This window comes from Micromonospora cathayae (assembly GCF_028993575.1).
Classification (GTDB): Bacteria; Actinomycetota; Actinomycetes; order Mycobacteriales; family Micromonosporaceae; genus Micromonospora; species Micromonospora cathayae.
Genome location: NZ_CP118615.1, coordinates 6,761,134 through 6,776,358, shown reverse-complemented (window position 1 = coordinate 6,776,358; position 15,225 = coordinate 6,761,134). Strand labels below are relative to the sequence as shown.

The window sequence follows — 15,225 nt, the reverse complement described above, 5'->3', positions numbered from 1 at the left end:
AATTCATTCCGTTTCAACGGGGATCGACGATAGCGAACTCGGCGTCCAGCAGATCGGCTGATTCCTCGATGGTGGCCGCAAACTCGTTCGGCGGGATTCTGGCGACGAAGACCTTGCCCAGATCCTCGGGGAAGGGATGGCTTGCCCGCCAGAACGCGAAGAGGATCACCAGTTCGTCTTCGAGGTAGGCGTACGCGGACACGTTGTCGACGGTCTCGCCCCACTGCATGAACCAGAACTGCTCCCGGTACCCTGTCTCATCGGCTTGGAGCAGCCGGAAAATCTCCTCAGGGGCGTGGCCGGGGAACGGACAGGGCTTGACGTTGCCTCGGCGCACCTGCGCCGCGCTCGATCGCATGGCGCGAGAGAAGAACGGAACAAAGACTGAGTTGTCATCGATGGTCAGCCTTTTCCCAGCCACCCACAGGTCGACAATGCGAAGTGAGGGCGGCTGGACCTCGCCCACCTCCACCGCGATGGTGGCCCGGTCGCCGAAGCAGCGTGTCATCAGCCCCGAGGCTACCAACGGCACGACGCCGTACCAGCCGACCGGATCACACCGAGGGTGGCTGTCGACAGCAACCGGGCGGGACGAGGAGAGCGCCCACCATGTACCACAGCGCACAGGCGATGATCCTCCGGTGCTGGAGTTTCTGATCCGGATCAGGGCCACCCACGAGTGGCCAGGAGTCTGCCGTGACCGGATGGCGGTCGTGCTCACGCCGGACGGCTGGGACTGCGTCGTCACCGCTGGCTGGGGAGATCACCGGGTTCGCTGTGACGAGACCGAGGTGGCCTTCTCCGGGGAGCCGGTCGGTTGGCAGCTCTCCTTCGAGGGCCCCATGACCCAGGAGACGGCGGAGCGCTTCGTCGCTTCGGTCGCGTACCAGGTGGAGCAGGAGGTAGGCGAGCCCGTCGAATGGATCCAGATCGCCTGGTGACCGGGCGCGTCGAGCTGGCTGCGCCCTTACCCCACCGGGAGACTCCGTCAGGAGGGATGAAGTGAGCAACCAGTACATCGTCATCACCGGCGGACCCGGAGCCGGCAAGACCACTTTGATCGACGGGCTGCGGGATGCCGGCCACGCCTGTGTCGACGAAGCGGGACGACAGATCATCCAGGACCAGCTGGCGATCGGCGGCCGGGCGCTGCACACCGGGGACTCACGACTGTTCGCCGAGGTCATGCTCAGCTGGGAGATCCGTTCCTACCGTCAGGCCAGCCAGCATGCCGGGTTGGTCTTCTTCGATCGGGGGATCCCGGATCTGGTCGGCTACCATTTCCTGCTCGGTCAGCCAGTGCCGGCGCACGTGACGGCGGCGGCGCAGATGTTCCGCTACCACCGGCGGGTGTTCGTCGCCCCGCCCTGGCCGCAGATCTACACCACCGACAGCGAACGGCACCAGGACCATGCCGAGGCCGTCCGTACCCACGACGCCATGATTGCCGCCTACACTCGCCACGGCTACGAGCCGATCACCCTGCCACGCGGCGATGTCGCCTCTCGCGTCACGTTCATCGAGCAACGCACCGGCTTCGAGTAGTGTACGGGTCGTTTCCCCGGCGGCTGCGGTTTCACGAGCGGAGACGGGATCGTCGAGGATCGCTGGCTGGCCTGGTGCTGTGGCGGGTTGCCGGCAACGAGCGGCGTGTCGTGGGAGGACGACCACTACGCCGCATGATGGATCCGTGGCGCTGGTCTTACGCTCCTCACCCATGACCTCGGACCAGATCATCACCGGCACCGACGGATGGAGCTTCCTGATCGGTGCCCGCTTCGTCGGCCCGTACGAGTGGGCGGAAGAGTCACGGGAGTACATCTCCGACGAGCAATCGCATCTCGAACCGCTGCTGGAGGGGCTGACTCTCGCCGCCGACGACGACGGGCTGATCCTGGAGTTCCGGCGCGACGAATTCCATGCGGGCCCATTGTCGGATGCGGCGCCCACGAAGGCTGATGTGTGGGATTGGCCGATGACGTGGGACGAGCTCGTGGCGCTGCCGCTGTCGGAGCTGATGCTTGAGTTGGTGAACGCTGGCCTGTTGGCAATGCGCAGCAACGGGGAGCTGATGGACTATCAGCTCACCCTCCCTGCCGAGGAAGAGTCAGACGAGGAAAGCGAGCGGGAGGAGCCGGGGTGGTGCCTGCCGCATCGGGTGAACATTGATCCGTGGGGTGGGACGCAGTTGACGTTCGAGGGTGCCTCGGCTCGTCACGACGGTGCCCCGGTCCATCCGGTTGTCCGGCTCGACCTCGGGGCCACCGTGGGTCATGACGGTCCGACTTTCTCCTATCGGGTTTCACTCACGGACGCGCAGGTGGATTCGCTGCTTCAGGCGTTGTTCCAGGCAAGGGAGGATGCGCGCCTACTGGCGACTCAGGCCGGTTGGCGTCCTTCTCAGGTCAACGTCGGTTCGTCCGGCACGAACCCGGACCTGGGCCCTGCACTGTTCTGATCGGCCCGGCAGTACCTGCGAGGGCTGGCTGGATCCATCGCCGCATCTCCCGACGGAGGGCGCGCTGCTTCCCCCGTAGTCCGGGTGGCTCGGATCCGGTCCGGGCCGGTTCAGACGGCGACCCGGAGGGACTCGGCGAGGTGGGTGATCTCGGGGGCGGGCCGGGTGGCCCGGCGGACCAGGGTGCGCAGGGTGTTGCGGGCGGCAGGCCGGTGACGTACCTCGGCGGGCGCGGTCCGGTACGCGAGCAGCAGCGCCCGACCCGCCTCGGCCAGGTCCCCCAGGCGGACGCAGCGGCCGGCCACGTCGACCAGGTGGGCCGCCCGCTGCTCGACCGGCAGCCGCTGGAAGGCGGGCGTGCCGAGGAGTGCCCGGTGCCGGTTGAGCGCGTCGGTGTGGTCGCCGAGGTCGAGCGCGGCGGTGACCCGGGTCAGCTCCACCAGCACCGGTGCGCAGCTCGTCCCGTACCGGCCGGGGCTCTCGCCGACGATCGCGGCAACCTCGTCGGCCTGGTCGAGAAGGTCGCGTACGCCGGGCCGGTCGCCGCAGCCGGCGGCCCCCAGTGCGGCGTGGAGCAGCAGGGAGCCGCACCCGGGAAGGTGCGGTGCCGGTGCGGCGGTGAGCGGGTCGGCGGGGGCGAGCCGGTGCGCGACGGCGATGGCGACCTCCAAGCTGTGCCGGGGGCGGCCCATGGCGTGCAGCACGCGGGCCAGTTGCCCGGCGGCCGACGCGGTGAGCACCGCGTCGTCGGCGTGTTGGCAGTTGGTCAGGGCCCGGTCGGCGGTCAGCCAGGCCATGCCCGTCTCGCCCAGCTTGCCGAGCAGCGCCGAGGTGAGCTGGTGCGCCTGCCCGAGCAGGTGGTACGCCGTCGGGTCGTCCGGGTGCGCGAGCCTGAGCCGCTGGGTGTCGCGTAACAGGCCCGGCAGGCCGCGCAGCAGTTGCCGGTAGTCGGTGTGTTGGAACGCCAGCCAGCCGTGCTCGACGGCCCGACGCAGGTCGCGGCGGGACATGGGGCCGGTGTGGTCGGGGCGGGGGAGGGTCGCGTCGTACCGGAACAGGGCCACCCGGACCGCGTCGACGTCCCGGTCGGACACCCGGGTGTCCGTCGCGTCGTCCGGGTCGGTGGGGGACGGCTCAGTGCCGAGCAGGAGTTGGACGTCGATGCGGAGAGCGCGGGCGATCTCCTGGAGATTGGAGAGCTTGTCGAGCCGGCGGACGCTCCGTTCGACCTTGTCCACCCAGCTCTTCGACTTGCCGAGCGCGTCGGCGAGCGCCTGCTGGGACATGCCACGCCGGGCCCGCCAGTACGCCACCCGCCGGCCCACCGGCAGCCTATCCACGGCACCGGTACCCGCATCGCTGCCCGTACGTGAGCAGGGGAGCGGGCCGCTGGGCGAGGGGTACGAGCCGGGTCGGCCCGTCGTACCAGCGGTGCCGTCCGCCCTCGGGGGTGCCCCGTTGCCGTTCGGCCTCCGCCACGATCCGCTGTTGGGCGGCCCGGAACTCCGCATCCTGGATGGCCTGACCGTCATACTGCCGGGTCGCTTCGCGGCGTACCGTCCGCCAGATCCGGCGGACCGTCGAGCCGATACGGGAGCCCAGACCGGCTGGCTTGTTCTTCATGGTCTTTCCTTCCGAGAGGGATGCGCGGGCTTGTGTCGTGCGGGAATCCCATTCCCTAGTAGTTCCGTCACGGCACCTGAAGCGTCGATGGATGTTCACGATTGTCCGAGCAGAAATCGATTCCCGGCAGGTGCTGGAGTTGCTTACTGCCTCTAGCAGACCCTGCCGCCCCGAAATTCAGCAGAGTGGGAGGGCCTGACGCGGTAGGGCGGGAGATGAGGGGTAGTGACTGGGGGTGACGCGTCCCTTGCGTCCACGCCAAGGAATCGTGCATCGTGGACCGGTCGACTATCGCCTGAACGTCAATCGGGGTACGTCTATGACGCCACTGCGGCAAGCGCGAAACGACAAGGGTTGGTCGAAGTCCAGGCTGGCTCACGAACTGGAGCGCCTGGCGCAGGGGCGACACGCGCTGGCGACGCGAGCGAGCCTGCTGCGAATGATCTCCGCATGGGAAAGCGGCGAGCGGGACGCCTCTGATCCCTACCGATCACTGCTTTGTGAGGCGTACGGGCTCGAAGCTGTCGAGCTGGGGCTCAGCGGTTCGGTCGACCGGGTTCGCTCCGACGCGGGCCTCGCCTACCAGGCATCCTTGAACCGGGCCGCCTCGTCCCTTGATGACCTGACTCGGTTCGACGACATGGGACACACCGCCGTGACCCGTGGCAGGTACATTCCTGATGCGTTGAGTGCGGCTTGTCTCGACTGGCTCTTCGGTTCATCGGTGACCGACCTGCCGAATCGCGGGGGAGCGGTGACCGGGCACGACATCGAGGAGATGCGAACGATGACCAGCACCTTTGACGGGCTGGACCGGAAGTTCGGCGGAGATCACTGCCGACTGATGGCTGTGAGGTATCTGAGGGACCGGGTCCTTCCGAAGATCTACGCTGTGAAGCCCGCCCGTGTCGAACGCGACCTTTTCAGCGCGACGGCGATCCTGTGTGAGCTTGTCGGCTGGATGGCTTACGACACCTCGCGGCATTCCCTGGCACAAAGGTACTTCGTCCAGGCGCTGCGTTTCGCTGAGGCGGCAGGTGACCGTGCCTACGCCGCCTACGTTCTGACCAGCATGGCCGACCAGGCGCTTCATCTGCGACGACCCGATCACGCGCTCAGGCTCGCGCAGGTGGCTCGCGAGGCAAGCAGTCGAACCGGCGTAGCGGTGGCAATCACCGAGGCATGTGTTTTCGAAGCGCGCGCATTTGCCGCGCAGGGCGACGAAGCGGGTTGTACCGCCGCTCTGCTGCGAGCCGAGCGAACTTTTCACCAGATCGACGGCGGGGATCGGCCAGCCTGGAGCGGGCACTGGGGAGAAGCCCTCTTCGTCAGCCACGCGGGCACCTGCTGGGTCGATCTGGGTAAAACGCAGCAAGCCCGCCGGATGTTTGCCCTGATCAGGGATGACACCAAGGGCCAGGCTCGCCGCCGCATCTATGGCGCGGTTCAACTGGCACGGGTGGCGCTGCTTGAGGGCGATGTGGAGCAATCTTGCGCCTTTGCGACGAGGGCGCTTGAGTCCGCCGCTGGATTGGCCTCCCGTCGATCTCACGAACATCTGGTGCGAATCAGTCAGCAGCTCGCGACGCATGGACAGCAGGCCGCTGTCAGGGACTTCCAACAGCGTGCCGATCTGCTGCTGGCCGGCTGACTGGCGGTGTTCCCAGCCAGGTTCAGTACCGTAGGGCCGTGACGTTGGCTGAGGACCTGTTCGCCGAGGGCGAGCCCGAACGGGAGTTCGACCCGGGCATCGCCGGACGACTGCCCCGCAAGCGGGTAGCCGGCGGGGCGCTCATCCGAGATCATGCCGGCCGGGTGCTGTTCGTGGTGCCCGGTTACAAACCTCTCCTCGACATCCCTGGAGGAATGGCCGAGGCCGACGAGTCGCCGCTTGCCGCATGCCGCCGGGAAGTGCAGGAGGAGATCGGCCTGGACCTGGACATCGGACGCTTGCTGGTGGTCGACTGGGTGCCAGCTCACGGTGTGTGGCCCGACGGTGTGATGTTCGTCTTCGACGGCGGACAACTCGATGAGCGGTCGGCCGCAGCTCTCCAGCCGACCGATCCTGAACTCAGAGGTCTACGGTTCCTGGCCTTTGACGATGCCGTGCCTCTTCTGCGCCCGTCCATGGCACGCAGGATCAGGGCGGCTCTCGACGCGCTCGATGAGAACCAACCGTGCTACACCGAGTTCGGTCGGAAGCAGTAGATACCGCATCCCTGCCCGCTGTCAGCGTCTCGCTGTCAGCGGCGGTCGGCACCTGCACCAGCACCGGGCCGCCCACGACGTACGCGTTGCCGCAGGTGTCAGGAGGCGGACGGCGGCTTGAGGCGTTTGCGCTCGACGATGCTCGTCGCCGTCACCACGCTCAGCGGGGGTACGTCCCTCGCGACGACGGCACCCGCGCCGACCACGGATCCGCGACCGATCGTCACCCCGGGGGTGACCGTGGCCGCGGCACCGATCCACACGTCGTCCTCGATGACGATGGGCGCGTGCGTGATGAAGTCGTAGCGTTCGTCCAGTTCGACGGGGTGGCCGGCCGTACTCAGCGTCACCCGGGGGCCGATCAGGACCCGGTCGCCGATGGTGATACCGCCGTAGTCGAGGAAGAAGCAGCCCTGGTTGATGAACACCCGCTCGCCGAACGACGCGCCGAGCCCGTAGTCGCAGTGGAACGGGGGCAGGACGGTCAGCGAATCGGGGACCGGTCCGCCGAAGATCTCGGTGAGCAGCGTCCTGCGCGCGTCGAGGTCGTCGAACGGCAGCGCGTTGAGGCGGGCGCTCAGGCCCATGACGAGCGGTACGCGCTCCGCGAAGGCTCGTGACTCGGGCGTCCGGGTCGGTAGGCGTCGCTCGTTGCGCACCACGCGATGCTGGCACAGGGGCGGGGCATGAGGTGATGCGGGGAAAGGCCGGGGCGGGCGAGGTGATGCCGGCAGGGGCCGGGCGGACGCCGCCCGGCCGGTAGGGTCGTCGGCGTGGATCTGGACGACATCGCCGCCCGGCTCGGGGTGCCCGTCGAGGAGGTCGACCGCGTGCACCGGCTGGCCGGTGACCTGCCGTCGGCTCCGCTGCCCGACCGGGCCGACGCGCCCGCGATCCTCGACCGGCTCGCGGTACGGCCGGACGACGCCGCCGAGATCATGGCCGGCTGGCCCGACCCGGATTCTCCGCTGTGGACCCCGGAGCTGCGCTGGCTGCTCGACCGCTCGATCGCCCTGGTCCGCGCCGATCTCGGCGGCCACGGCTGGCTACCGCCCGGCCCGGCGCTGCCCCGCGACCGGGGCCCCGCCTGGCGGCACCTCTACGCGTACACGTACCTGGGCCTGGTCGACGTGGCCCGGGGGTACCACCGCGAGCACGGTATCCCCGACGCCGTGTCCTGGGTGACCCTCGCGGACCTGGGCCGCAACCTGGCGATCGACCGGCGGATGAACCGGGAGGGCTGGCCGGTCATGCAGAGCTGGCTGACCCTGCACGTGCGCGGCGGCCTCTACGAGCTGGGCCGGCTCCAGCACCATCGCGGCGACAGCGCCCTGTCCCTGCACATCCCCGAGTCGGGGCCGCTGACCCCGGAGGCGGTCGACGCGTCGCTGGACGCGGCCCGCGCGTTCTTCCCGCGCCACTTTCCGGACGAGCGCTACCCGGCGTTCTCCTGCGGCTCGTGGCTGCTCGACCCGCAGCTACGGGAGTACCTCCCCGACGATTCCAACATCGTCCGGTTCCAGCGTCGGTTCGAGCTGGAGCCCTACGCGGGGCCGGAGGAAGGGCTGGACGCCGACGTCGAGGCGCTGCGGTTCGTGTTCCGTACCCTGACCACACCGCTCGACCGCCTGCCGCGCCGTACCGCGCTCCAGCGCGCGATCGTCGACCACCTGCGGGCCGGCGGCCACTGGCACTGGCGGCGCGGCAGCTTCCCGATGTGACCACCCGCCGGTCGCCGCTCCCCGAGCCCTGCCGGGCAACTGCGGCTAATCACGAGGAATTAACTCGTTCGACGCGCCTATTCATTGATCATGCTGTATTGACTTATATTTTTTGACATAACCTGCCGTCGGGCGCGTCCGGGGTCGGGGAGAAATCAGGCCGCGTTCCATCCGCTCCTGCCGTCACCATTGCCGAGAATCGTTCGGCGCTCGACAGAAGAGGTGCTCACCTCCTGTCTGCCGTATGCCTGAACGCTCGTCGGCGACCGGTTCGGCTCGAATTTGATTCCTGTCTCGGTAGAAGAGACGGATCAACGACTGTCCACGGCTACGGGCCGGCCGTTCGGGTCAGTCACCGCGCGGCCGGTAGTCGAACCTTTCCACAGATCGGAGAGAAAAATGGGCAGATGCCCGCCCCGAGAGGTGTCCGGCGACGTGTTCGCCGTACCGGCCGGTCGTTTCCGTCGATCGGCTGCCGGCGCCGTACTGGCGGCGCTGGCGATGGTCCTGGTGATCGGTGACGCCTCCGTCGGCTACGCGCACGGCACCCCGGACAGCCGGTCCGCCGCGCCCGCGCCGGCGACCCTCCACGCCCCTGCACCTGCACCCGCAACCGCGCCAGCGACCCTCCGCGCATCCAGACCCGGACCCGCACCCGCGCCCTCCCGCGCACCCGAGACCCTCCGCGCACCCGAGACCCTCCGCGCACCCGAGACCCTCCGCGCACCCGGGGCCCAGCAAGCCCCGGCCGAACTCGGCAGTGTGATCGCCATCGCCGCCGGCTTCGGGCACAGTATCGCGTTGCGTTCCAACGGCACCGTCGTGGCCTGGGGCGACAACACCTACCACCAGCTCGGTGACGGCACCGACACCACCAGCCTCGTTCCGGTGCAGGTGTGTGCGGTGGGGGAGGTCGCGCCCTGCGGCCGGTTCCTGAGCGGGGTCACCGCCATCGCCGCCGGCGGCTTCCACAGCCTCGCCATCCTCCGCAACGGCACCGTCGTCTCCTGGGGCTGGAACGGTGAGGGGCAACTCGGCGACGGCACCTTCGACCAGCGTCTCGTCCCCGTGCAGGTGTGTGCGGTGGGCCAGGTCGCGCCCTGCGGCCAGTTCCTCAGCGGGGTCTCGGGCATCGCCGCCGGCGGTCTGCACAGCCTTGCCCGGTTGGGTGCCAGTTCGGCCGTCGTCTCCTGGGGCTGGAACGCCGACGGTCAGCTCGGCAACGGCACCACCACGGAGAGCCCGGTCCCGGTGCGGGTGTGTGCGGTGGGGCAGGTCGCGCCCTGTAGCCAGTTCCTCACCACCGCCCGGACCCTCGCCGGGGGTTACTGGCACAGCCTGGCGGTGGTGGGCAACGCCGACGCCGTCGGCTGGGGTTACAACGGCGAGGGGGAACTCGGTGACGGCACCACCACGTCACGCTCCACCCCGGTGCGGGTGTGCGCGGTGGGGCAGGTCGCGCCCTGTAGCCGCTTCCTGACCGCCGTCAACGCCGTCTCCGCCGGTGCCAACCACAGCCTGGCCCGGCTGGGCGACGGCAGCGTCGTCAGCTGGGGCTACAACGCCCTCGGCCAGCTCGGTGACGGCACCACCACGACACGCCTCACCCCGGTAAGGGTCTGCGCGGTGGGGGAGACCGCACCCTGTACCCGGTTCCTGTACCAGGTGCGGATCATCGCCGCCGGTGCCGACCACAGCATGGCGCAGCTGAGCAGTGGCGGCGTGATCACCTGGGGCTACAACGCGGAGGGCCAGCTCGGTGACGGCACCACCACGTCACGTTCCGTCCCGGTACGGGTGTGCGCGGTGGGCGAGGTCGCGCCGTGTACCCGGTTCCTGATCCTGATCAGGGGCATCGCGGCCGGCACCTTCCACAGCATGGCGTTGCAGCCCAACTACACCGTCGCCACCTGGGGCGGGAACTCCTTCGGCCAGCTCGGGGACGGCACCACCGAGAACCGGCTCACCCCGGTGCAGGTCCTGGCACCCGCGACCTAGGACCTGCGCGCCTCCGCGACGGAAACCGGATCGCACACCGCGCCCGTTCCGGGCCGGCCACGCGACCGCCGGCCCGGAACGCGCCAGCCACGCAACGGTCGGCCCGGAACGCGCCGACCCGCCCGTCGGTCGTCACCACCGTCGCGGGGCGCGCGGCGCGGTGGCGGCCGGCCGGGCGGACAGGTGCGCTTCCCGGCGGAACGGGAACCCCCGCCGGAAGAGACCGCCGTACCGGAACCGGAGGGGCCGTGAGCTACGCCCACGTCAACGGGGTACGCCTGTGGCACACCAGCCACGGCGCCGGCCCGCCGCTGGTGCTGCTGCACGGTGGTATCGGCTCCGGGGAGATGTTCGCGCCGCTGCTGCCGGCGCTCACCGCGCACCGCCGGGTGGTCACCGTCGACCTCCAGGCGCACGGTCGTACCCCGGACGTGGACCGGCCGCTGCGCCACGAGTGGCTCGCCGACGACGTGGCCGCCCTGCTCGGCCACCTCGGCCTGGCCGGGGCGGACCTGCTCGGGTACTCGCTGGGCGGTGCGGTGGCCCTGCGTACCGCGATCCAACATCCGGGCCTGGTGCGCCGGCTGGTCTGCGTCTCCGTCCCGTGCCGCCGCGACGGCTGGTACCCGGAGGTGCGCGACGGGATGGCCCGGATGGGGCCGGAGACCGCCGAACAGACCCGCGCCTCACCCACGTACGAGCACTACGCGCGGGTCGCGCCGCGCCCACAGGACTGGCCGGTGCTCTGGACCAAGCTCGGCGCGCTGCTGCGGCGGGACTACGACTGGTCCGCCGAGGTGGCCCGGTTGACCCTGCCCACGCTGCTGGTCTTCGCCGACGCCGACGCGGTCCGCACGGCCCACGTGGTGGAGTTCTTCGGGCTGCTCGGCGGCGGGCACCGGGACGCCGGCTGGGACGGCAGCGGCCGGCCCACCGCCCGGCTGGCCGTGCTGCCCGGCCTGACCCACTACGACATCGTCGGCTCGCCGGCCCTCGCGGCGGCCGTCGTCGGCTTCCTCACCCACCCGGTCCACCGGCCCGGCTGACCGGCCCGCCCGGCTGTCTGAGCGCCCGGCTTCAGGGCAGCCGCCGGGCCAACCAGGGCAGCAGGGCGTCCGCCTGGGCGCGCTGGAACGCCCGCACGGTCGGCACCGCCGGCGGGGGCGGCTGGCGGGCCCCGTCGAGGAAGAAGCCGGCCATCCCGGCCAGCACCCCGGTCACCGCCGCCGGATCCACCCCGGCGGTGCACGGTCGGGCCCGCAGCAGCGCCTCGGTGTCGTGCCCGCCGTACAGCTGGACGTTGATCAGCAGGAGGATGCTGTCCAGCCAGGCCGGCCCCCGGCAGGCCCACGGCCAGTCGACCACGGTGACCGTGCCGGCCCCGTCGATCAGCAGGTTGTCGGCGCGTACGTCCAGGTGGCACAGGGTGTCGCCGGTCAGCGCGGCCAGCCCCGCGTCGGCGGCGGCGCGCAGCTCGTCGAGGTGTGCCCGTACCCACGGGTCCAGGTCGGCGGGCGGGTCGGCGGCGATCCGGTGCCAGCCGGCGAAGTCCGGCCCGAGCGAGCGGGCCGCGGTGCGCACCGGGCCGGCCGGCGCGGGGGTGAGCACCCGGGCCATCGTCTCCAGGGTGTCCTGGACGGCGGCCAACTCGTCCGCGCGCCACGGCGTCACCGGATGCCGGCCGTCGACGTCGGCGTAGACCAGCGCCACCCAGTCACCGTCGTCGTGGCAGCCGAGCAGCCGGGACACCGGCGCGCCCGGCGGCAGGACGGCCGCGTTGCGGGCCTCCCTGCGGTGCAGTCGGGCACAGCGTTCGTCCACGGCGGGACTGGCCGCCTTGACGAAGGCCCGCCGCCCGTCGGCGGTGCGGACCCGGTCGGCGGTACCGGGGGAGAAACCGCCCGGCTGGGACACCGCCGCGACCACCTCGCCCCCGAGAATCCGTCCGACCCCGGACCGGACCGACGCGGGCAGGTCGGCCCAGCCGATCCGGCGGTTCGTGGCGGCGTCCATCCGTCCACGGTGGCCGCCCCGCCCCGGCCGCGGCAAGCGGATTAGGGCGTGTCCGACCAAGGCCGAGCGTTCTGGCTGGAACTCTGGTCCCGTGTCGCGCTCTCGGTTGCTCTCGGATGCCCAATGGTCGTTGACCGAGGGAATGCTCCCGAGACCGACGGGACGACCGGGCCGGATGGGAATGGCCGGCGACGTATAGTCGCGGTGCGGGCGAGGCGCCAGGCCGAGATTCCGGCACCGGTCTGAGGGGGCAGGATGTTCGGTTGGAAGAAGAACCTCAACGATCTGATGGCGCAGCTCAGGCCCGACCTGAGTCGGGAATCGCTCGGCGTCGGGCCCGACTTTCCGGGTGTCGCCCCGAACCCGCTCCTGAGCAGTGCTGCACGGAAGCGCAATGCGGAACTGCGTACGGGGGCGCTTGCGCTCGGCGTTCTCGTCGACTGGCGGGAGGTCAACAGCAACCCGCGCGTGGTCCTGATGTTCGACGTGGAGACCGCCGACGGCATCTCGTTCCGCGGTATCGCAGACGAAGACCTCACGATCACCGAGCTCACCCGACTCGCCCCGGGACAGACGTTGCCCGTGCGCTACCGGCCGGCCGTCATGGACCACTACGTCGCCCTCGCCCGGGACGCGGACCCCGCCCGTGTGCAGCAGCTCTCTGAAGAGATCGCGAGCCGCAAGCGGACCTGACCCGAAGCCATCGGGTCGGTGCGGCTGGGTTCTGTATCGCGGATCGTGGTTGCCGGGGACGGCGCGTAGCCAGTCGAGGGTTTCGACCAGGTCCAGGGTGGCCTGGACGTTGGCGGCCACCCTGTCGTATCGGGTGGCGAGTCCGCGCCAGACAGAACCTAGCCGGCTCGGGGCCACGCCGGCGGACCAGCCGGGCCACGCCGGCCGGGCCGGGTGCGCCGGCGGACCGGCCGGGGCGGGGCTGCGGCGAGCCGGGCCGGTTCAGCTTCGTCGGTAGTGCAGCATGACCAGCCCGCTGTCGAACGGCCGGGTGTCCACCAGGGTGAACCGCGCCGGGTCGAACCGTCGGGCGGCGAGCGGTACGCCCTCCCCGGCGACGATCGGGTGCAGCTTCACGACCAGCTCGTCCACCTCCGGCAGCAGCAGCCCGGCGAGCTGCCCGCCACCGCAGAGCCAGATGTCACCGCCCGGCCGGCTCTTCAGGTCCCGCAGGTAGCCGACCGGGTCGTCGGCGACGACCGTGACGTCCGGGTAGTCGGCCGGCGGCAGGGTCCGCGAGAAGACGTACTGGGCCAGATGGGCGTACGGGTTGGTGATGCCGACCCGCAGGGCCGGCTCGTAGGTGCCGCGTCCCATCACCACCGCGTCGAACCGGCCCGTCGGCCGGTCGATCCCGAACGCCGGGTGCGCGGCGGTGGGCAGCGTCTGCGGCCAGGCCCCGGCCAGATGGGCCGCCACGTCCGGTTCCAGGGGGAAGAAATCGTACGACCCGTCGGGCGCGGCGATGAAACCGTCGAGGGTGCTGGCGACGTAGTACACGAGCGAACGCATGAGTGACCTCCGGGCTCGGACCGTACCAGCCAAGATCCTCGGGAATGTCCGGCCCGGCGGCGGGTAGCCGTGGGGGACCGCCGAGGGGAGGGTGGCAATGGGCGAGCTGACGATCGGTGTGCTCGGGTCGTACGGGGGCCGGAACCTCGGGGACGAGGCCATCCTCACCGGCCTCCTGACGGACCTGCGCTCCCAGGAGCCGAACGCCCGGATCGTCGTGTTCTCCCGTAACCCCGACCACACCCGCACCCACCATCCCGACGTGGAGGCGGTGCCCTGGGAGGGCGTCAGCCGGGTCGACTCGGCGGCCGTACTGGACCGGCTGGACCTGCTGATCCTCGGCGGCGGCGGCATCCTCTACGACCGGGAGGCCCGCCGCTACCTGCGGGTGGTCCGGGTCGCGCAGGAACGCGGCCTGCCGCTGCTCACCTACGCCGTGGGGGTCGGGCCGCTCACCGAGGCGGTGGACTGCGGCATGGTCCGCGAGACGCTGACCGGCGCGACCGAGGTGACCGTCCGGGACGAGGAGTCCCGGGTGGTCCTGGAAGAGGCGGGGCTGCTCACCCCGATCACGGTCACCGCCGACCCGGCGTTCCTGCTCGAACCGGAGGAGTTCCCGGCGCGACTGCTGCGCGAGGAGGGCGTACCGGACGGCAAACGGCTGGTCGGGATGAGCGTCCGGGAGCCGGGACGGGCCGCCGAACGGCTGGACGTCGACGCGTACCACCGGCTGCTCGCCCAGGTCGGTGACTTCCTGGTGCACCGGATCGACGCCGACGTGGTCTTCGTCCCGATGGAACGGGACGACATCCGGCACGCGCACGGGGTGCTGTCCCACATGACCGCCGCCGAGCGGGGACGCATCCTGCACGGCGACTACTCGCCGCCGCAGGTGCTCGGACTGATGCGCCACTTCGACCTGGCCGTCGGCATGCGGCTGCACTTCCTGATCTTCGCGGCGATGGCGGACACGCCGTTCCTCCCGTTGCCGTACGCCGGCAAGGTCTTCGACCTGGCCCAACGGCTGGGGGTGCCGGCGCTCAAGGGGGTGGCCCGGGAGGTGGAGGGCCCGCTGCTGGCCGAGGTGGACCGGCTCTGGGACGAGCGCGACACGCGCTCCGAGGCGGTGGCGCAGCGGGTGGCCGAACTCTGCGAGCAGGCCCGGGGCACCTCCCGGGTCACCCGTGCGGTGCTGGACGGCCTCCGTTCCCGCAACCGGGCCCGGGTCAGCGCCTGAGCCCCGCCCGGCTCGCCCCGACGCCACCACCGGTGGCCGCCGCGATCAGGTGGCCGGGCCACGCCAGCAGTAGCGCCAGGCGGGTTCGCCCTCGGCAGACTCAAGCTCGTAGATCTCCGCGCCCGCCAGCCCGGTGCTGCCGAGATGGTGGTGGGTCAGTGGGGGCCGCCCGTTCGGGTCCAGCTCGACGGTGACAGTCTCGCCGTCGAAGGTGCCGCCCACCAGGGGAATCTCTGCCGAGGATGCCATGGCCCCATCCTGCCCCGGCCAAGGTCCACCCGCACGGCGATGCGCCGCGCGGGGCCCTGCCACCCCGCCGCAGCACGGCCCGGCACCCCGCTGACCGTGGGCCGGGCGGTGGGACGAACCGGCGTCCCGGGCGGAAACCGGGCAGCGCGCCGAGGTCCGGCACCACTACGGTTCGACGCATGGCCGAAACCACC

At 70.7% G+C, this 15,225-nt stretch carries 17 protein-coding genes; 10 read left to right on the top strand and 7 right to left on the bottom strand.

Annotated features, from left to right (window positions below):
- Positions 1-13 precede the first annotated feature (13 nt).
- Complete coding sequence (locus PVK37_RS29795) at positions 14-508, bottom strand: hypothetical protein (protein WP_275031155.1); 495 nt, start codon at positions 506-508, stop codon at positions 14-16.
- 196 nt (positions 509-704) lie between these two features.
- Between PVK37_RS29795 and PVK37_RS29790 the strand changes: the two genes are divergently transcribed.
- The 3 genes from PVK37_RS29790 (at position 705) to PVK37_RS29780 (ending at position 2,458) form a co-directional block, all read left to right on the top strand.
- Positions 705-941: a hypothetical protein gene (locus PVK37_RS29790; protein WP_275031154.1), complete on the top strand. Its 237-nt coding sequence runs from the start codon at positions 705-707 to the stop codon at positions 939-941.
- Between the two features lie 61 nt (positions 942-1,002).
- On the top strand, positions 1,003-1,545 hold the full coding sequence (locus PVK37_RS29785; RefSeq protein ID WP_275031153.1) for an AAA family ATPase: 543 nt from the start codon (positions 1,003-1,005) through the stop codon (positions 1,543-1,545).
- A gap of 172 nt (positions 1,546-1,717) precedes the next feature.
- Positions 1,718-2,458: a hypothetical protein gene (locus PVK37_RS29780; RefSeq protein WP_275031152.1), complete on the top strand. Its 741-nt coding sequence runs from the start codon at positions 1,718-1,720 to the stop codon at positions 2,456-2,458.
- A gap of 110 nt (positions 2,459-2,568) precedes the next feature.
- Here PVK37_RS29780 and PVK37_RS29775 read toward each other — a convergent pair whose 3' ends face one another.
- Together PVK37_RS29775 and PVK37_RS29770 are read right to left on the bottom strand one after the other, a co-directional pair.
- Complete coding sequence (locus PVK37_RS29775; protein ID WP_275031151.1) at positions 2,569-3,798, bottom strand: helix-turn-helix domain-containing protein; 1,230 nt, start codon at positions 3,796-3,798, stop codon at positions 2,569-2,571.
- Positions 3,791-4,081: a hypothetical protein gene (locus PVK37_RS29770; protein WP_275031150.1), complete on the bottom strand. Its 291-nt coding sequence runs from the start codon at positions 4,079-4,081 to the stop codon at positions 3,791-3,793. Before PVK37_RS29770 ends, PVK37_RS29775 begins: the two co-directional genes overlap by 8 nt.
- A 319-nt stretch (positions 4,082-4,400) precedes the next feature.
- On the opposite strand from PVK37_RS29770, the gene PVK37_RS29765 reads away from it, so the two are divergent.
- Together PVK37_RS29765 and PVK37_RS29760 are read left to right on the top strand one after the other, a co-directional pair.
- Positions 4,401-5,732 (top strand): helix-turn-helix domain-containing protein, encoded by a 1,332-nt coding sequence (locus PVK37_RS29765; RefSeq protein WP_275031149.1) that lies wholly within the window; start codon positions 4,401-4,403, stop codon positions 5,730-5,732.
- A gap of 38 nt (positions 5,733-5,770) precedes the next feature.
- The gene (locus tag PVK37_RS29760) at positions 5,771-6,289 is read left to right on the top strand and encodes an NUDIX domain-containing protein (protein ID WP_275031148.1); all 519 of its coding nucleotides are present in this window, start codon (positions 5,771-5,773) and stop codon (positions 6,287-6,289) included.
- A 98-nt stretch (positions 6,290-6,387) separates the two neighbouring features.
- Here PVK37_RS29760 and PVK37_RS29755 read toward each other — a convergent pair whose 3' ends face one another.
- Positions 6,388-6,948, bottom strand: coding sequence for a sugar O-acetyltransferase (locus tag PVK37_RS29755; protein WP_275031147.1), 561 nt, complete (start codon positions 6,946-6,948; stop codon positions 6,388-6,390).
- 114 nt (positions 6,949-7,062) lie between these two features.
- Between PVK37_RS29755 and PVK37_RS29750 the strand changes: the two genes are divergently transcribed.
- From PVK37_RS29750 to PVK37_RS29740, 3 genes are all read left to right on the top strand, one after another.
- Positions 7,063-8,010, top strand: coding sequence for an acyltransferase domain-containing protein (locus PVK37_RS29750; protein ID WP_275031146.1), 948 nt, complete (start codon positions 7,063-7,065; stop codon positions 8,008-8,010).
- Between the two features lie 762 nt (positions 8,011-8,772).
- Positions 8,773-10,008 carry an RCC1 domain-containing protein gene (locus PVK37_RS29745; RefSeq protein WP_275031145.1) on the top strand — a complete coding sequence of 412 codons (1,236 nt, stop codon included), beginning with the start codon at positions 8,773-8,775 and terminating at the stop codon, positions 10,006-10,008.
- 248 nt (positions 10,009-10,256) lie between these two features.
- Positions 10,257-11,054 (top strand): alpha/beta fold hydrolase, encoded by a 798-nt coding sequence (locus tag PVK37_RS29740; protein WP_275031144.1) that lies wholly within the window; start codon positions 10,257-10,259, stop codon positions 11,052-11,054.
- A 31-nt stretch (positions 11,055-11,085) separates the two neighbouring features.
- On the opposite strand, the gene PVK37_RS29735 is transcribed toward PVK37_RS29740, so the two are convergent.
- Positions 11,086-12,021, bottom strand: coding sequence for a phosphotransferase family protein (locus tag PVK37_RS29735; protein WP_275031143.1), 936 nt, complete (start codon positions 12,019-12,021; stop codon positions 11,086-11,088).
- A 255-nt stretch (positions 12,022-12,276) separates the two neighbouring features.
- Here PVK37_RS29735 and PVK37_RS29730 point away from each other — a divergent pair, with 255 nt between their 5' ends.
- Positions 12,277-12,714 carry a hypothetical protein gene (locus tag PVK37_RS29730; protein ID WP_275031142.1) on the top strand — a complete coding sequence of 146 codons (438 nt, stop codon included), beginning with the start codon at positions 12,277-12,279 and terminating at the stop codon, positions 12,712-12,714.
- A gap of 261 nt (positions 12,715-12,975) precedes the next feature.
- On the opposite strand, the gene PVK37_RS29725 is transcribed toward PVK37_RS29730, so the two are convergent.
- Entirely contained in the window at positions 12,976-13,545 is a 570-nt protein-coding gene (locus PVK37_RS29725) for a dihydrofolate reductase family protein (RefSeq protein WP_275031140.1), read from the bottom strand.
- Between the two features lie 97 nt (positions 13,546-13,642).
- On the opposite strand from PVK37_RS29725, the gene PVK37_RS29720 reads away from it, so the two are divergent.
- Positions 13,643-14,782 (top strand): polysaccharide pyruvyl transferase family protein, encoded by a 1,140-nt coding sequence (locus PVK37_RS29720; protein ID WP_275031138.1) that lies wholly within the window; start codon positions 13,643-13,645, stop codon positions 14,780-14,782.
- A gap of 45 nt (positions 14,783-14,827) precedes the next feature.
- On the opposite strand, the gene PVK37_RS29715 is transcribed toward PVK37_RS29720, so the two are convergent.
- Positions 14,828-15,031: a hypothetical protein gene (locus PVK37_RS29715; RefSeq protein ID WP_275031137.1), complete on the bottom strand. Its 204-nt coding sequence runs from the start codon at positions 15,029-15,031 to the stop codon at positions 14,828-14,830.
- Positions 15,032-15,225: the final 194 nt, after the last annotated feature.

Excerpts from the sequence above, each read along its gene's own strand:
- PVK37_RS29795 (WP_275031155.1), bottom strand. The coding sequence starts at position 508 with ATGACACGCTGCTTCGGCGACCGGGCCACCATCGCGGTGGAGGTGGGC.
- PVK37_RS29790 (WP_275031154.1), top strand. The coding sequence starts at position 705 with ATGGCGGTCGTGCTCACGCCGGACGGCTGGGACTGCGTCGTCACCGCT.
- PVK37_RS29780 (WP_275031152.1), top strand. The coding sequence starts at position 1,718 with ATGACCTCGGACCAGATCATCACCGGCACCGACGGATGGAGCTTCCTG.
- PVK37_RS29770 (WP_275031150.1), bottom strand. The coding sequence starts at position 4,081 with ATGAAGAACAAGCCAGCCGGTCTGGGCTCCCGTATCGGCTCGACGGTC.
- PVK37_RS29765 (WP_275031149.1), top strand. The coding sequence starts at position 4,401 with ATGACGCCACTGCGGCAAGCGCGAAACGACAAGGGTTGGTCGAAGTCC.
- PVK37_RS29735 (WP_275031143.1), bottom strand. The coding sequence starts at position 12,021 with ATGGACGCCGCCACGAACCGCCGGATCGGCTGGGCCGACCTGCCCGCG.
- PVK37_RS29730 (WP_275031142.1), top strand. The coding sequence starts at position 12,277 with ATGTTCGGTTGGAAGAAGAACCTCAACGATCTGATGGCGCAGCTCAGG.
- PVK37_RS29725 (WP_275031140.1), bottom strand. The coding sequence starts at position 13,545 with ATGCGTTCGCTCGTGTACTACGTCGCCAGCACCCTCGACGGTTTCATC.
- PVK37_RS29720 (WP_275031138.1), top strand. The coding sequence starts at position 13,643 with ATGGGCGAGCTGACGATCGGTGTGCTCGGGTCGTACGGGGGCCGGAAC.
- PVK37_RS29715 (WP_275031137.1), bottom strand. The coding sequence starts at position 15,031 with ATGGCATCCTCGGCAGAGATTCCCCTGGTGGGCGGCACCTTCGACGGC.